Raw genomic sequence first — 15,623 nt, forward strand, 5'->3', positions numbered from 1 at the left:
CCGCGCAATCCCAGCGACGACGCAGCGGAGGCTATGACGCCAGTTGCGGAAACCGCGACGCGAGAGACGGCCGGCCTCGACCCACGCCCCGGGGTGACCGATCTGCCGGCGCCCGAGACCGATGCCTCCGTCGAGGGCGCGATGCAGCGCGCCGTCGAACTGGGGGAGTGCGTGCGCGGCACGACGGCACCGAATCCGTGGGTGGGTGCAGTGCTCATAACGACCGATGGGCAGACGTTCGAGGGCGCCACCGAGCCACCTCCAGGCAGGCACGCCGAGATCGTCGCGCTCGACGCTGCCCGTGACGTTGGCGCCGACTCAGTCGGCGGCACTCTGGTCACCACGCTTGAACCGTGCTCGCATACGGGCCGCACCGCGCCGTGCATCGAGGCGGTCATCTCGGCCGACATCGCCCGCGTCGTCGTCGGCGTGACCGACCCTGATCCCAACGTGGCCGGCACCGGCATTGAGGCTCTGCGCGACGCGGGCATCGAAGTGCAGGTCGCGGCCGTGTTCGGGGACGAAGTCGGCGAAGGCGTCTCCCTTGCTCCCGCCGCGGCGGTCTCGCTGCGGCCGTACCTGCACCAGCGCCGCTACGGCAGGCCTTGGGTGGTGCTCAAGATGGCCGCCACCCTCGACGGCCGCATCGGCGCGCCCGACGGCACTTCGCAGTGGATCACCTCGCCGACTGCCCGGGCCGACGTCCACGCCCTGCGCGCCCGCTGCGACGCCGTGCTCGTGGGCGCAGGCACGGTGCGGTCCGACAATCCCTCGCTGACTGTGCGCGATCTTCCCGACGACAGCCCCCACCGCCCGCTGTTCGACCTGCGCGAGCGGTTGCGCGACGGGCATCCCAATCCGGCCACGCTGCCGTTCTCAGTCGCCGCCGCCGAGCGGCTCGACCCTCGCCGCTACGTGCTCGGTCTGGCATCCGCCGACGCCAGCGTGCAGCCTTGCAGCGAGGAGAGCGGTGCGCTGCGGGGGGTCCTGCGGCGGCTTGCCGCCGACGGCGTGATCGAGATGCTGGTCGAAGGCGGCGCCCAGATCGCGGGTGAGCTGCACCGCGACGGCTTCGTCGACGAGTACGTCGTGTACCTGGCGCCTGCACTCTCTGGCGGCGACGACGGGCTGCCGATGCTGGCGGGTCCCGGCGCGCCCACCATCGGCGAATTCTGGCGAGGCGAGATTGCCGATACCCGCACCATAGGAGCAGATGTGCGCATCACGATGCACCCGCGAGCGCAGCAGACCATCGATCCGTCCGATATCGCCGGCACCGCCGGCCACGGCGCTCGCCCCCCGAACGAGCACTGAAGAGATCAACGAGCACTGAAGAGATCACGGAGGGAGCATCGATGTACACCGGACTGGTCGAAGAACTCGGCAGCTTCGCCGGCCGCGACGGCGAGCGGTACCGGTTCACTGCCGACCTCGTGCTCACGGATGCCTCTGTCGACGACTCGATCGCTGTGAACGGCTGCTGCTTAACCGTCGTCGAGATGGGGGACGGCTGGTGGGAGGCCGACGTCAGCGCTGAGACCGCCAAGCGAACTGTGCTGGGTTCGCTGGCGGAGGGGGATCCCGTGAACCTCGAGCGCTGCTTGCGCTACGCCGACCGGCTCGGCGGACACCTCGTGCAGGGCCACGTCGACGGAGTGGCCACCATCAAGCGCCCCGCCCCTGACCTGCGCGTCGCCGTCGGACCCGAGGGCGGCCTACGCCGATACCTGGTCGAGAAGGGCTCAGTGACCCTCAACGGCATCAGCCTGACGTGCTTCGATATCACCGACGACGACGAGGGCGGATGCGAGTTCTCGGTGGCGCTCATCCCGCACACCATGGCTATGACCACCATGGGCACCGCGCAGGCCGGCGACCTCGTCAATCTCGAGGTTGACGTCCTCGCCCGTTACGTCGAGCGCCTGCTCGGGCAGAATGGTCTCGTCTTCGACCACAATTGATTCCGGCATGACCGCACCAAGCACCGCCGAGAACCCTCCGGACGGCTCGCCGTTCGCGGCGATTCCCGACGCCATCGACGCGATCGGCCGCGGCGAGATCGTCGTGGTCGTGGACGACGAGGACCGAGAGAATGAAGGCGACCTCATCATGGCGGCCGAGTACGCGACGCCGGAGGCCTTGGCCTTCTTCGTGCGTTACACCTCGGGTGTCATCTGTGCCCCGCTGATGGGGGAGCGGCTCGACGAGCTGGCGCTGCCGCTCATGGTCACCGTCAACACCGAGTCGATGCGGACTGCGTACACGGTGACCGTCGACGCCGCCGAAGGCACCACGACGGGAATCTCCGCATCGGATCGATCCCGTACTCTCAACCTGCTGGCCGATCCGAAGTCCAGCGCCAACGACTTCAACCGGCCCGGTCATGTGCTGCCGCTGCGCTATCGCCCCGGAGGCGTGCTGAAGCGGGCCGGCCATACCGAGGCCGCGGTGGACTTGGCTCGCTTGGCCGGATGCCACCCCGCTGGCGTGCTGTGCGAAGTCGTCAACGACGACGGAACGATGGCTCGGTTGCCGGAGCTCGTGGAGTTCTCGAATCAGCACGGCATGTTGCTGATCTCGATCGCCGATCTCATCCGTTACCGGCGTGTCAACGAGCGCTTGGTCGACCCGATCGCCCAGGCACGCATCCCCACCATCTACGGCGAGTTCATGGGCCACGTCTTCCGTGACTTCGACGACACCGAGCACTTGGCGCTGACCTACGGCGCGGTGATGGGCTCCGAACCGGTGCTGGTGCGGGTCCACAGCGAGTGCCTGACCGGCGACATCCTGGCCTCCATGCGCTGCGACTGCGGCTCGCAGCTGCACAGCGCGCTTGAAGCCATCGCAGAAGCCGGCGCCGGGGTGCTGGTGTACCTGCGGGGCCATGAGGGCCGCGGCATCGGCATCGGTCACAAGATCGCCGCGTATTCGCTGCAAGATCGCGGACGTGACACCGTCGACGCCAACCTGGAGCTGGGCCTGCCCGTGGACAGCAGGGAGTACGGCATCGGGGCGCAGATCCTGGCCGAGCTCGGCGTGCAGAAGCTGCGCCTCATGACGAACAACCCCAACAAGATCGGCGGGCTGTCTGGCTACGGGCTGGAGATCCTCGAGCGGGTGCCGACTTCGACGAATGCCAATCCCTACAACCGCGCCTACCTTCGCACCAAGAAGATGCGCTTGGGCCACCTCATGGACGACCCTGCCGAAGGCGGGGCCGAGATCGGCCTCGAAGAGGCGCCCCCGCTCGCCGACTAGGGGACGATCACCGAGATCGGCATCGCGGTGTCTGATCTTGCCGAGATGCCGAGCGACGCAGCACCGAGCGACGCAGCACTAGGGGACGATTTTGGAGATCGGCATCTCGATGATGTCGGTCGCGCCCTGTTCGAGAAGCTCCGGAATCAGCACGTTGATCTGGTGCTTCGGCACGACGGTCTCGACGGCGTAGGCCTCGCCGCCCCACAGCTCGTTGACTGTCGGCGCCTTCATGGAGGGAAGCAGCTCAACCACGGCGTCGAGGTGCTCGCGCCCCACGTTCAGTTTCACCAGAACACGACCACGCGCATCCAGTACCCCGTCGAGAAGTGTCTTGATCTGGGTCATGGCCCGGCGTTTGTCCGGGTCGTCATACGCAGCTCGGTTGGTGAAGATCTCGGTGTAGCTCGTGAGGATCTCGTCGATGATCCGCAGGCCTGCGGCCCGCAAGGCCCGACCTGTCTCGGTTCCGTCTACGACAGCGTCGACGATCTCAGGTGCCTTGGCCTCAGTCGCGCCGTAGCTCAAGCGAATGTCGGCGTCGATGCCGCGCTCCGCGAAATGACGACGGGTGAGCTCGGGATACTCGCTGGACACGCGAACACCGTCGGGCAAGTCGGTGAGCGTCCGAAAGCTGCTGTCCTCGGGGACGGCGACGACGATGCGGAATGGCCGCGACGTGGCCTTGGAATAGCGCAACTCGCCCAGCGAGACCACGTCGCTGCTGGTTTCTTCGATCCAGTCACGCCCGCCGATGCCCAAGTCGAACAGGCAGTCCTCCACGTAGTTGGGTATCTCCTGGGGCCGCAGGATGCGGACTTCGTCGATGCGCGGGTCGTCAATGGTGGCGCGATAATCCACCGCAGAACTGCGGCGCACCGGCAGGTCGGCCTCGGAAAAGAGCTGCAGGGTTGCCTCTTCGAGCGAACCTTTGGGGAGCACGAGCTTGAGCATGGGCGGCTACGGTACCTAACGCACCCCGGTACGCCCCGCTGATTTTGTGATGTGCGCTGCTATGGCCCGAGCGGTGGACGGCAGGCGGCGCGGTGCCTAGTCGGCAGCCGACTGGCGCTTGTGGATCTCGACGTACGCCAATCGGATCTGGTGCAGTGCACCTCGCAGCGTCTCTCCTGCAGGAAGCTGATCGGCGAGATGGTCCACCAGCAAACCGAGCGCATCGATCGGCAGCCGTGCCTCGTCGAGATCGGCAGGCTCGCGGCGCAGGTGAAGTGCCGCCAGCTCGAACAACCCCATCATGTGGTTCTGCACGATCTCGGCAGCCGGTACCGAGATCAGCTGCTCTTGGGCCTCGCGCAGCCGCTCCTGCATCTCGGCCAGCTCTTGCGGATCGAATGGCCCGCCGGTGCGCGGATCGATCGGCAGGCCCGTCTCAGGATCCACATCAAGTGTCTCGGCGAATGCACTTTCATCGTCAGCCGTGTCAAAGACACCCTCGTCGTCGGGTTGCCTCTCCGACGGTCGGTCGGTGCGCTCGCGCGGCACCCGGTGCTCACCTTCCGGTGTCCACAACGTGCTCATCGGCGACCTCTTTGGCTGTCCCGCAGTGCTGCATATGGCCTGCGCTGTTACCCTACGGCCCTTACAACTGGAATAAGCGGGGTCCGACCCCACCCAACCGCCCTAGGGCGCGTTGCGGCACCGGGTTCACACGAGGACGCCGCGTGGACGAGGAGCGTCCTTTGGACAAGCGAGTACGGCCATAGCACGCGCCAGCGACGGTGACGCCCGGATCAACGAGGACATCAGGGTCCGCGAGGTCCGCTTGGTAGCACCGGACGGCGAGCAGATCGGCATCAAGTCGCTGCCGGAAGCACTGCAGATCGCCCGCGATATGGACCTCGACCTTGTCGAGGTGGCGCCGAATGCCGCCCCGCCGGTCTGCCGGATCATGGATTACGGCAAGTACAAGTACGAGGCGGCCCAGCGGGCGAAGGAGTCGCGGCGCAAGGCGACGCACACGGGGCTGAAGGAGATGAAGTACCGGCCCAAGATCGGGTCCGGGGATTTCGGCACCAAGACGTCCAAGGTCTGCAAGTTCCTCGAGGACGGCCACAAGGTCAAGGTCACGGTTATGTTCCGTGGCCGGGAGGTGTTCCACCCCGAGTTGGGTGGCCAGATCTTGGAACGTGTCGCCGAGGCAGTAGCCGACATCGGGAAGGTCGATCAGTTCCCGCGGCTGGACGGTCGCAACATGACGATGTTGCTGAGTCCGGATCGCGCTTCCCGCCAGCGTCGCAAAGCAGCCGTTCCGTCAAGCGAATGACACGTTGCCGGTCCGACCGGCAGCCGGCGGGGGCACCATCGGTCGCCGTGCCGGACTCGTGCACCCAACCAGCTTTCCCAAGCACAGCCTGAGCCAATACAGCACAGCCTGAGCCAATACAGCGAGGCAGCAATTCATGCCCAAGATGAAGACACACAGCGGCGCCAAGAAGCGCTTCAAGACCACGGGTTCCGGCAAGCTCGTCCGGCGCAAACGCAACCGCAACCACCTGCTCGAGAAGAAGTCGTCGGCACGCAAGCGGCGGCTGGCGCTGGAAGGCGACGTGTCAGCGGCAGACGTCAAGCGCGTCAACCGGATGCTGGGTCGCTGAAGTTCGAGACCCGAGCACTCAAGGAAACGACACGAAAGGACCACCGTGGCACGAGTCAAGCGATCCGTGGCCAGTCGCACCCGTCGCAAGGCGACCTTGGCCCAAGCGAAGGGCTACTACGGCAACAAGAGCAGGTCATTCCGGGCCGCCAACGAGCAGCTCATGCACAGCGGCCAATACGCGTTCCGCGACCGCAGGGCGCGCAAGGGCGAGTTCCGTCGGTTGTGGATCCAGCGGATCAACGCGGCGGCTCGCCAGAACGGGACCACCTACAGCCGCCTCATGCATGGCTTGGGCGTGGCCGGGATCACCGTCGACCGCAAGAACCTCGCCGACCTCGCTGTGAGCGACCCCGCAGCCTTCGCAGCGATCGCTGCGCGAGCTGAAGCCGCCCTCGCCAGTGCAGACAACTCGGCTGCCGGTAACGGCGGCGCAGTCGATACAGCAGCCTGAGCATTCTCGAGCCGACTGCACCCTCGAAGGCAGCGCTGGCGCGACTGTCACGGCTGGTACGCGATCGGCGTCAGCGTGATGCGACCGGTCTGGCTGTCGTCGAGGGTCCTAGGGCAGTCGACGGGGCACTGGCGAGCGGCGCGACGCTCGAGTCGGTCTTCGCCCGTCCTGAGCTGGTCGATCGCTACGCGCCGACGTCAGCCTTCGGGGACCATCCCGACTCGGTCCGGCTCGGCTCGGATTACCGGGCACGGATCGGTGCGATCCACCCTGTCCCCGCCGACCAACTCGATCCTCTGGCAGATGCCATGAACCCCCAAGGGGTGCTGGCCATCGCCCGCTTCGCTGACACGCCGCTGCCCACCGCAGCAGGCACCTCCAGAGTCGTGGTGCTCGAAGCGGTGCGTGACCCGGGGAACGCCGGTGCGGTGGTCCGCAGCGCGGTGGCCGCCGGGTTCGGTGCGGTCATCGCCACCGAAGGCGCCACCGACCTGTGGAGTCCCAAGGCGTTGCGCGGCGCTGCTGGGCTGACCTTCGGGCCGATGGTCTGCCGCGGGCATCCCACCGCTGCGGTTCTGGACGCCCTCGCCGACGCCGGTCACCTGCGGGTGCGGGCTGCGCTTGGCGGCGATGTGGTGCTCGACGATCTGCCGCAACTGCTGCGATCAGAACGCATGGCGCTCGTGGTGGGCAACGAGGCGCATGGGTCGTCCGACGATGCTGTGGCGGGCACCGACGTGGCAGTTGCGATTCCCATGCGACATCCCGTCGACTCACTCAACGTGGCCGTGGCAGCCGCCGTCCTGATGTACAGGATGAGCCCCGTCGCCTGAGATTCCCGACCGTTCGTCCGTGCAGGCTCGTACCCTGCCTGCCGTGAACGGTCCAGCCAGCCACGCAGGCCTCGACACGCTGCTTGCCGACATCGACGTTGCACGAAGCGAGGGACTGGCCGCGATCGCCGCCTCCTCCACCACCGATGAGTTGGCCCAAGCCGAATCGGGTCTGTTCGGCCGCAAGTCGGTGCTCGGGCAGATCAAGCAGGGATTCGGCTCATTGGCGGTCGAACTGCGTGCGACCGCCGGACGGGCACTCAACGAAGCTCAGCAGGAATTGCGGGTTGCGCACGCCGTCGCTGCCGATGAGCTCGCCGCCGCAGCCCGACGGGAGCAGATGCAGCGTGAATGGCTCGACCTGACGGAAACACCGCCGGGACCGGGGCGAGGTCACCTTCACTTGGTCACCCAGACCACCGAGCGACTCGAAGACGTGTTCGTCGGCATGGGCTTCACTGTCTCTGAAGGGCCGCAGGCCGAGACCGACTGGTACAACTTCGAAGCCCTCAACCTGCCTGCGGCACACCCGGCCCGCTCGATGTGGGACACGCTGTACCTGGACATGGGCGAGCGCACCGAACTCGGCGACGGCGAAGGCGGTGAGGCAACCAACGTGGTGCTGCGAACCCACACCTCGCCAGTGCAGATCCGGGTCATGGAGTCCCAGCCGCCGCCGATCTACACCATCTGCCCCGGACGGGTATTCCGGCGGGACACCGCAGATGCCAGCCACATGCCTGTGTTCCACCAGATCGAGGGCTTGGTGGTGGATCGGGGCATCTCATTCACCGACCTGGCGGGAACGCTCGAAGAGTTCACGTCTGCCTACTTCGGCAAAGCGATCTCGTCGCGGCTGCGACCGTCCTACTTCCCGTTCACCGAGCCGTCTGCCGAGTTCGACATCAACTGCGTGATCTGCGAGGGCGCCGGCTGCCAGACCTGCCAGCGCACCGGCTGGATCGAGCTGGGCGGCTGCGGCATGGTGCACCCCAACGTGCTGACGAACTGCGGCATCGATTTCGAGGAATGGACCGGGTTCGCGTTCGGCTTCGGCATCGACCGCTTGGCGCTGATGCGTCACGGCATCGACGACCTGCGCGACATGTACACCAACGACATCCGGTTCCTGAACCAGTTCTGATGCAGGGAGTCGAGACGTCATGAAGGTGCTGTTGAGCTGGCTGCGCGAGTTCGCGTCCATCGAGGGCGATCCTGCGGAGCTGGCCGATCACCTGAGCGACCTCGGCATGGCCGTCGAGGAGATGCGCGTCCTGCCGTCGCTCGACGGTGTGGTGGTTGCCCGCGTCGCAGGCCTGCGACCGCACCCTGAAGCCGACCGCATCCAGCTCGTCGACGTGGAACTGCCGGGCGCGACCGGGGAGGGCACCGGCGGCGCCCTGCAGGTGTGCTGCGGAGCGTTCAACATGTCGGTGGGCGACCTGGTGCCGCTTGCGACGGTCGGCACCACGATGCCGGACGGTCTGGAAATCGGTGAGCGGCGCCTGCGGGGCCAGCTCTCACAGGGGATGTGCTGTTCGCCGGCCGAGCTCGGACTGGGCACAGATCACGACGGCATCATGATCCTTCCCGGCGATCTGGAACTCGGCGCTCCGCTCATGGACCAGATTGGCTTGGCCGGCGATGTGCTCTACGACCTCGAGGTCAACCCGAACCGCCCCGATGCCATGTCGGTGGCCGGCACAGCCAGGGACCTCGCGGCCCGCCTCGGCGTCCCCTTCGAGATTCCTGCGCCCGTTGTGGACGAGATCGACGAAGACATCTCGACGGTGGCGTCGGTCGAAATCGTCGATGCCGATCTCTGCGGCCGATTCGGCGCGCGTGTCATCACCGACGTGTCGATCAGCCAGTCGCCGCTGTGGTTGCAGGCCCGACTCACCCTGTGCGGGATGCGCCCCATCAACTCCGTGGTCGACGTCTCCAACTACGTGATGCTCGAGCTGGGAACGCCGAACCACACCTACGACTTGTCGCTCGTGCCCGGCGGTCACTTGGGGACACGCCGGAGTGCCGGCGGCGAGCGGCTCGTCACGCTCGACGGCACAGAACGCGAGATGCTCGCCGGCGACGGTCTGATCGTCGACCGGGACGATCGGCCGATCGGCATTTCGGGTGTGATGGGTGGCGCCGACACCGAGATCAGCGAAGACACCACGGCCGTGCTGGCAGAACTCGCCTGGTGGGATCACCTGTCGATCACCCGCACCTCCCACCGGCTGGGGCTGCGTTCGGAAGCATCGATGCGTTTCGAACGAGGCACGGACCACGAGCTCGTGCCAGTCGCACTGGACCGGTTCTGCGAACTGCTCGACCGAATCAGTCCGGGCGGGGTGTCGGTGTACCGCGGCCGACTCGACGCCCGCGGCGATCTGCCGGGACACAGGAGCGTCGCCGTGCGCCCGGACCGGATGGGCCACTTGCTGGGGCGACCCTTCAGCGCCACCGACCTCGGCGACCTGCTCAATCCGATCGGCATGACGTGCGCTGTCTCTGGTGGCGCCGCTCCATGCACCGCTGAAGGAGATGCTGACACCCTCGAGGTGACGATCCCGAGCTTCCGCCCCGATGTGGAGACCGAGACTGACGTGGCGGAGGAAGTCGCCCGCCACTACGGCTACGGGCGGCTCGGCCGGACCGTGCCCCGCTCACCCGAACCCGGGCGCCTGACACCAGTCCAGCGCCTGCGCCGCGACCTGCGCCGGGTGCTCGTCGGCGCGGGCCTCTCCGAGGCGATGCCCAATCCCTTCTTGGCGCCCGATGCCGTGCGGCGTGCCGGCATCGACGATGCCGAACCGGTGCGGCTGCTGAACCCGCTCGCAACCGAGGAGTCCGTGCTGCGCCCGTCGCTGCTTCCCGGTCTGCTCGCGGCCGCCGCCTACAACATCTCGCACCGCAATGAGGCAGTGTCATTGTTCGAGATCGGCGTCGTGTTCGGTCCGCCGTCGGCGCGCAGCGCGGACGAGGTGCTGCCCACCGAGACGGAGCACCTCGGCGCCATCTGGGCCGGGGGCGAGGCCGACAACGCCGTCCGCATTGCCGAACTCATTGCCGGCGATTTCGGGCTCGATCTTTCGCTCCGCAACGCAGCCGACCTCAGCGGAATGCACCCGGTGCGGGCAGCCGAGGTGATGCTCGGCGACCAGCCGATCGGCGTCGTCGGCGAAGTCGACCCGGTCGTGTGCGAACGTCACGGGCTGACCGAGCGCTGCGCTTGGCTGCATCTCGACGCGGAGACGCTGCTGACTGCAGCGGCCGCAGCCGCGGGCCGGCCGTATCAGGTGGTGTCCGCCTACCCGTCGAGCGACATCGACTTGACGTTCGTCATACCGAAGCACATTCAGTCGTCGGATGTGCGCACCATCCTGCAGACCGACGGCGGCGAGCTCGTTCGCACCGTTGTTCTCGTCGACGCTTATCGAGGAACGAGCATTCCAAGGGACGCGCGTGCGATCACCTATCGGCTGCGGCTCCAGGCAAATGATCGAACACTGACTGATGAAGAGATCGCACAGATCAGGGATCGATGCAACGCCGCTGTTGCATTGATGGACAGCGCTGTCGCGCTGCGCAGTGCCTAGGAGGGTGGTCGGAAAAGGGGATCTTGCCGACACAGCAAGTCCCTGACCTGTTGGCACCGAAAGCGCGGCTTTCCGACCATCCTCCCGGAACGCTGTCGAAAATGAGGCGCGGTCCCCACTCTCAATAGCCGAGGTCGAGGTGGACAGGACCGATCAGCGGTTTGCCGGCAATCCTGCGTGACACATTGACGGCCACTCGATCAGCCAGCAGCGCAAGACCCATCTCGGGTGTGTTGCCGATGTGCGGCGTGATGAGGCAATTCGGCAGGCTCCAAAGCGGATGGTCCTCCGGAAGTGGCTCCGGGTCGGTCACGTCCAGCGCGGCGCCGCCGATCGTGCCTGCCCGCAAGGCGGCGACCAGGTCGTCGGTGACGATGTGGCCGCCGCGGGCCACGTTCACGACCCAAGCGTGCGATGGCAGGGCTGCCAGCTCGGCCGCGCCGATGATGCCCGTTGTTGCCGGGGTGAGTGCCAGCGCCAGCACTAGCACATCGGTGCCCGGCAGGATGTCGGCGAGCGCTTCGGACCCCACCACACGCGCCGCTCCTGCTGTGCTGGTTGACGCCGCTCCAGGCGGCGCTGACAACCGGGGGCGGTTCCGGACCACGGTCACGTCACAGCCGAACGGGCTGAGCAGTCGCAGCAGTGATTCGGTGATGCCGCCGCCGCCCAGCACGGTCACCCTCGCACGAAGCAGGTTGTGGCCCTGCGGGGCTGTCCATCGATCCGCTCTCGCGTACGTCGCCATTCCCCGGAGGCCAGCCAGTGCGAGCATCAGCGCGTGCTCCGCGACCGGCTCGGCATAGACGCCCTTGCCGCAATACCACTCGATGGCCCCACGGGCAGTCACGACGTCGACGACGGACTCGATGCCGGCATAGGGGAGTTGCACCCACTCGATGCCAGGGTTGGCATCCACCACCTCGCCGATCAGGTTCGCATGGGCGGGTTCGGCCCACACCAGTGCCGATGCCTCCGCGGGCGTGCTCACGGCGCCACCGCCGCGCTCGACAGCCTGGACCAGCATCGGACGGCGCCAGCAATCAGGTTCCACCGCAACTCGCACGCTCATGTCCGATGCTGTCATTGCCCCTCCATCGCCCCTCCCGTCAGACCGGTTCGTTCGGCCTAGGCCGTTCGCCTCGACTCGCCGTGCGAGATCATGCCCCGAGACAGCGGAGCGTTGCCATCCGTTGGCACGTCAGCCTTTTTTGCCTACTCGCTCTTTGAGGTGCGTACGGCGCCCGCGGATCAGCCGCCACGTGACCCGTTCGTGACGGGGCGAGATGCCCATCGCTTGGCGGATGACCTTGCGGTTCACGTCGTCGGGTGCGGGTGAGAAGCCGATTTCGGTGGCCATCCGCACCCCGTTGCGGGCGAAGAACGACGAAGCGATGCGCTCGAACTGCGCCAGCACGTCCATGTCCGGCGCCAATTCGCTCGTCGCTGAGCACAGGTAGGCGAAGTTCTTGACGAACAGCATCAGTTCCTTGGGAATGCGCGCCCCGTTTGCCAGCAGGCCCGATATCAGGGCCCGGAACTCGGCCGTGAACTCGTCCTCAGTGAGCTCGAGCGGGTCGAAGCCGGGACGGTCGAGACGCAGATCGGCGATGACTTGCTCGGGGCTGCTGCGGGGTCCGAACGCTCCCAGATCGATCATGCCGGAGACCTGCGACTGCAGGTCTCCGGTGAGCAGGCCGACCACATAGCGCAGGAACGCGACCCGCTTGGCGCCTTCGAGGCGACCGGTGATGCCGAAGTCGACCAAGCCGATGACGGGCGGCTGGCCGGGCGGTGTCCCTTCGGTATCGATGAACACGTTGCCGGCGTGGAAATCGCCGTGGAAGACCCCCGACATGCAGGCGCCGACGAGCAGGGCGTCGTTCATCTGACGGAAGATGGCGGCGGCATCGCCCTCTGACAGATCGTCGGGGCCGAGTGCGCTGAGCGGACGTCCCGCCACTGGGCTCATTACGATCACTCGCTCGGTGACGCCGTCGAGATGCGGATCGGGCACTTGCCAACGGCCCGAAGCGGTCGCTCGCAGTGCTTGGTCGACCTCGAGAAGGTTCGCCACCTCGACGCGGAAGTCGAGTTCCTCGCTGATGGTCTCGGCGAACAACTCCACGAGCGCCGGCGGGTTGGCCAGCGCTGTGATCGGGATTCGGCCTACCAGCTTCGGGGCAATCCAAGCCAGCACCGCGAGGTCGCGCTCGACGCGGCTGCGGATGCGCGGTCGTTGCACCTTGACCATGACATGTGTGCCGTCGGCCAGCCGGGCTTCGTGTACTTGGGCGATGGAGGCCGCCGCGGTCGCTTCGGTGCCGAAGTGGGAAAAACGCCCGTCCAGCGGTCCCAGATCGGCTTCGACGATTTCGCGGATCGCTGACCATGGTTCGGGGGGCGCCTGGTCGCGGCACCTCCGGCACTCGTCCACGAGCGCGTCAGGGAAGACGCCTTCACCGGCAGCGATGAGCTGCGCCAGTTTGATGTAGGCCGGTCCGAGCTTGGCGGCCGCCAGCCGCAGCCGCCGGTAGATCCGCTGTCGGCGCTGCTCATGGTCGAGACGCCGGTCCAGCAGCTTGCCGGCGTAGACAGCCCATCCGATGCGGGCCGCAGTTACCGCGAGGCGACCCAATGGCGGAACGCGTGGGCGTGCGATCAATTCGGGAACGCTGTCGCGAATCACTCGCCGCAGCGGCGCTGTCTCGCTGAGAAAGCGGTCACGCTCCTCTGACATGCCGACATTGACATGGTCTGGGGCAGGCGGCAGTGTGCCCGCTTCTGTTCGAACCGGCAGCGTCGGGGCGTTCAGGCGCAGGTGCATCTGCGAGGGACCCCAGATGCCCATCGAGAGCGGCTTCCACTGCACCGGCTCGCTCAGTTCGAAGGTCTCGACGCGCTCGACAAAGATGCGCAGCGCCTCTTGCAGTTCCGCGCGGGCGAGGAACGCTCCCAGACAGTGGTGCGCGCCGCTGCCGAATCCGAGGTGCGGATGCTCGCGGGGCACTTCGGGATGGAATTCGTACTGGTCGAACTCGCCGTCGCCGGGCGGTGGCCCGTCGGCGCCTGAGGCAGCGCTGCGCGCCGGGCAGCTGCCGGACAGGCTGGCGGCGTGCAGGCCGATCATTACCACCGTGCCGGCGGGGAACAACAGCCCGTCCATTACGACGTCATCGGTCGCGATGCGCATGGTGGTCCGAACCGCGCCGATGTAGCGCAACGATTCCTCGACGTAGGCGGGAATCTGTTCGGGGTCGGCTCGCAGCGCCGCATATCGGTCCGGCCGGTCCGCCAGCACCGCGAGCGTGGCGCCGAGTTGGTTGCGCGTGGTGTCGGTGCCAGCGATGAGCAACCCCTGGACCATGCCGATCAGCTCGTCCTCGCCGAGCCGATCACCGCCGTCGGAGACCTCGATCAACTCAGTCAGCAGATCACTGGCAGGCACACGGCGACGCTCCGAGATCAAGTCGTCGACATATGCGCTCAGTTCAGCTTGTGCTCGGGCGATGTCGCCCAAACGTGCCATGACAGCCTCTGCGTCGCCGTCGAAGACAGCGAAGATGGCTTCGGCCCAGCGGGCGAACTGGGCCCAATCGTTGTCGACTACGCCGAGCAGACGGCAGATGATCGGGACCGGGTAGGGGTCGCAGAACCCCGAGACAATCTCGCCGCCGCCGACAGCCACCAGCGGGTCGAGCAGCTGCCGGGCATGCTCGGACATGAACGGCCGCAGGCGGTCGGCGGCAGCCGGTGTGAATGCCTTCCCGAACAGCCGCCGCAGTCGTCGGTGGTCGTCGCCCTCTGCTGAGAGCACGTTCGGACGGGCGCGCAGTACATCCTGAGTCGCATCTTGAGCAGACGAAGCGGGAGCGTCCTGCAGAGCGCGTGTCATGAACGAGGTGAAGTCCAACGAGGTGGCATCCCGCGAGTCGAGCATCGCGACGCCAGACAGCATCGAGATCCAAGCAGGGTTGCGCAGGATGGAACGTGCTTGGTCGTAGCCATGGACGAAGAGTCCGAATGGGGTTCGTACCACCCAGTTGCCTGTGCGGCCGAGCTCCCGGCCCATGGTGACGAGGTCGGCGAACTCGCCAATCGCAAAATCCGCGAACGGCGCCGCTCCGGTGTCGTCGACGGACCGGACGGTCGTGCCGGACGCATGCAGCGCAGCAGGGGTGCCGTTCACGGCCCCTATCTCATCACGGTTGCCGGGTGTTCGGCACGCGCGCCGCGTTGGCAGCGCTGCGCAGAAGCGACAGACTTGGGACGTGCAGCACTTTCGCCGGCTGACGGCGATGATCGTCGTCGGGATGGTTCTGGGCAACTGCTCCGTGACCGAATCCAGCCGCGGCGATGGCCTCGTCCCGCCCAGCGGACCTGTCTCCGCAGCGGCTACGACGACAGCCACCGTGGTGACGCTCGCCGCCGATGACGGCTTCACGAGCGCCCTAGCAGGTCCGGGCACGGCTGAGATGTCGCCCAGCAGTCTCGCAACTGTGCCGCCTAGTTCTGTGCCGGTCAGTTCGGCGTCGACTAGTTCTGTGCCGCCTAGTTCTGTGCCGGTCAGTTCGGCGTCGACTAGTTCTGTGCCGCCTAGTTCTGTGCCGGTCAGTTCGGCGTCGACTAGTTCTGTGCCGGTCAGTTCGGCGTCGACTAGTTCTGTGCCGGTCAGCTCGGCGTCGCCTAGTTCTGTGCCGACCAGCTCAGACGACGGCGGGCTCCACGACGCCCGCTCAGTGCTGGACGCAGCGGTGCCGCTCGAGGGCTTTCGCGAGGGCGTGTTGCGCGTGAGCGGACCGGCGAGCACTCGGGTGTGGCCGGTCATCATCGCCGATACCCCGGCTGCCCGGCAGCGTGGC

At 66.9% G+C, this 15,623-nt stretch carries 13 protein-coding genes and 1 pseudogene; 10 read left to right on the forward strand and 4 right to left on the reverse strand.

Features of this window, described 5'->3' with window-relative positions; genetic code table 11:
• The first annotated feature begins 93 nt into the window (after window positions 1-93).
• From ribD to ACOGXQ_RS19935, 3 genes are read left to right on the forward strand one after another with little or no spacing between them, the layout of a single operon-like run.
• Window positions 94-1,314 (forward strand): bifunctional diaminohydroxyphosphoribosylaminopyrimidine deaminase/5-amino-6-(5-phosphoribosylamino)uracil reductase RibD, encoded by a 1,221-nt coding sequence (gene ribD, locus ACOGXQ_RS19925; RefSeq protein ID WP_419945343.1) that lies wholly within the window; start codon window positions 94-96, stop codon window positions 1,312-1,314.
• 41 nt (window positions 1,315-1,355) lie between these two features.
• Window positions 1,356-1,961, forward strand: a complete 606-nt coding sequence (locus ACOGXQ_RS19930; RefSeq protein ID WP_419945344.1) for a riboflavin synthase — start codon at window positions 1,356-1,358, stop codon at window positions 1,959-1,961.
• 7 nt (window positions 1,962-1,968) lie between these two features.
• Entirely contained in the window at window positions 1,969-3,261 is a 1,293-nt protein-coding gene (locus ACOGXQ_RS19935; RefSeq protein WP_419945345.1) for a bifunctional 3,4-dihydroxy-2-butanone-4-phosphate synthase/GTP cyclohydrolase II, read from the forward strand.
• A gap of 78 nt (window positions 3,262-3,339) precedes the next feature.
• On the opposite strand, the gene hisG is transcribed toward ACOGXQ_RS19935, so the two are convergent.
• Both hisG and ACOGXQ_RS19945 read right to left on the reverse strand, forming a co-directional pair.
• A complete protein-coding gene (gene hisG, locus ACOGXQ_RS19940; RefSeq protein ID WP_419945346.1) occupies window positions 3,340-4,215 on the reverse strand; it encodes an ATP phosphoribosyltransferase in 876 nt (291 codons plus the stop codon).
• A 96-nt stretch (window positions 4,216-4,311) separates the two neighbouring features.
• Window positions 4,312-4,800, reverse strand: coding sequence for a hypothetical protein (locus ACOGXQ_RS19945; protein WP_419945347.1), 489 nt, complete (start codon window positions 4,798-4,800; stop codon window positions 4,312-4,314).
• A gap of 244 nt (window positions 4,801-5,044) precedes the next feature.
• Between ACOGXQ_RS19945 and infC the strand changes: the two genes are divergently transcribed.
• The 7 genes and pseudogenes from infC to pheT all read left to right on the forward strand — a co-directional run bounded on the left by infC (window position 5,045) and on the right by pheT (window position 10,761).
• Window positions 5,045-5,545, forward strand: coding sequence for a translation initiation factor IF-3 (gene infC / locus ACOGXQ_RS19950; protein WP_419945348.1), 501 nt, complete (start codon window positions 5,045-5,047; stop codon window positions 5,543-5,545).
• A gap of 136 nt (window positions 5,546-5,681) precedes the next feature.
• The gene (rpmI, locus tag ACOGXQ_RS19955; protein ID WP_419945349.1) at window positions 5,682-5,876 is read left to right on the forward strand and encodes a 50S ribosomal protein L35; all 195 of its coding nucleotides are present in this window, start codon (window positions 5,682-5,684) and stop codon (window positions 5,874-5,876) included.
• A gap of 45 nt (window positions 5,877-5,921) precedes the next feature.
• Complete coding sequence (rplT, locus tag ACOGXQ_RS19960) at window positions 5,922-6,329, forward strand: 50S ribosomal protein L20 (protein WP_419945350.1); 408 nt, start codon at window positions 5,922-5,924, stop codon at window positions 6,327-6,329.
• Window positions 6,330-6,418: 89 nt separating this feature from the next.
• Window positions 6,419-6,601: pseudogene (locus ACOGXQ_RS19965) on the forward strand (hypothetical protein); the annotation flags it as partial.
• A 36-nt stretch (window positions 6,602-6,637) separates the two neighbouring features.
• The gene (locus ACOGXQ_RS19970) at window positions 6,638-7,162 is read left to right on the forward strand and encodes a TrmH family RNA methyltransferase (protein WP_419945351.1); all 525 of its coding nucleotides are present in this window, start codon (window positions 6,638-6,640) and stop codon (window positions 7,160-7,162) included.
• Window positions 7,163-7,205: 43 nt separating this feature from the next.
• Window positions 7,206-8,306: a phenylalanine--tRNA ligase subunit alpha gene (pheS, locus tag ACOGXQ_RS19975; protein WP_419945352.1), complete on the forward strand. Its 1,101-nt coding sequence runs from the start codon at window positions 7,206-7,208 to the stop codon at window positions 8,304-8,306.
• Window positions 8,307-8,325: 19 nt separating this feature from the next.
• Entirely contained in the window at window positions 8,326-10,761 is a 2,436-nt protein-coding gene (gene pheT / locus ACOGXQ_RS19980; protein ID WP_419945353.1) for a phenylalanine--tRNA ligase subunit beta, read from the forward strand.
• Between the two features lie 121 nt (window positions 10,762-10,882).
• On the opposite strand, the gene ACOGXQ_RS19985 is transcribed toward pheT, so the two are convergent.
• Together ACOGXQ_RS19985 and ACOGXQ_RS19990 are read right to left on the reverse strand one after the other, a co-directional pair.
• A complete protein-coding gene (locus ACOGXQ_RS19985) occupies window positions 10,883-11,752 on the reverse strand; it encodes an NAD(P)-dependent oxidoreductase (RefSeq protein WP_419945354.1) in 870 nt (289 codons plus the stop codon).
• A 210-nt stretch (window positions 11,753-11,962) separates the two neighbouring features.
• Entirely contained in the window at window positions 11,963-15,589 is a 3,627-nt protein-coding gene (locus ACOGXQ_RS19990) for a cytochrome P450 (RefSeq protein WP_419945355.1), read from the reverse strand.
• Between the last annotated feature and the right edge of the window lie 34 nt (window positions 15,590-15,623).

This window comes from Candidatus Poriferisodalis sp., assembly GCF_965208485.1.
Lineage (GTDB): Bacteria > Actinomycetota > Acidimicrobiia > Acidimicrobiales > Poriferisodalaceae > Poriferisodalis.

Coding starts and splice junctions, on each gene's coding strand:
- ACOGXQ_RS19930 (WP_419945344.1), top strand. CDS start 1,356: ATGTACACCGGACTGGTCGAAGAACTCGGCAGCTTCGCCGGCCGCGAC.
- ACOGXQ_RS19935 (WP_419945345.1), top strand. CDS start 1,969: ATGACCGCACCAAGCACCGCCGAGAACCCTCCGGACGGCTCGCCGTTC.
- hisG (WP_419945346.1), bottom strand. CDS start 4,215: ATGCTCAAGCTCGTGCTCCCCAAAGGTTCGCTCGAAGAGGCAACCCTG.
- ACOGXQ_RS19945 (WP_419945347.1), bottom strand. CDS start 4,800: ATGAGCACGTTGTGGACACCGGAAGGTGAGCACCGGGTGCCGCGCGAG.
- rpmI (WP_419945349.1), top strand. CDS start 5,682: ATGCCCAAGATGAAGACACACAGCGGCGCCAAGAAGCGCTTCAAGACC.
- ACOGXQ_RS19970 (WP_419945351.1), top strand. CDS start 6,638: ATGAACCCCCAAGGGGTGCTGGCCATCGCCCGCTTCGCTGACACGCCG.
- pheT (WP_419945353.1), top strand. CDS start 8,326: ATGAAGGTGCTGTTGAGCTGGCTGCGCGAGTTCGCGTCCATCGAGGGC.
- ACOGXQ_RS19990 (WP_419945355.1), bottom strand. CDS start 15,589: ATGACCGGCCACACCCGAGTGCTCGCCGGTCCGCTCACGCGCAACACG.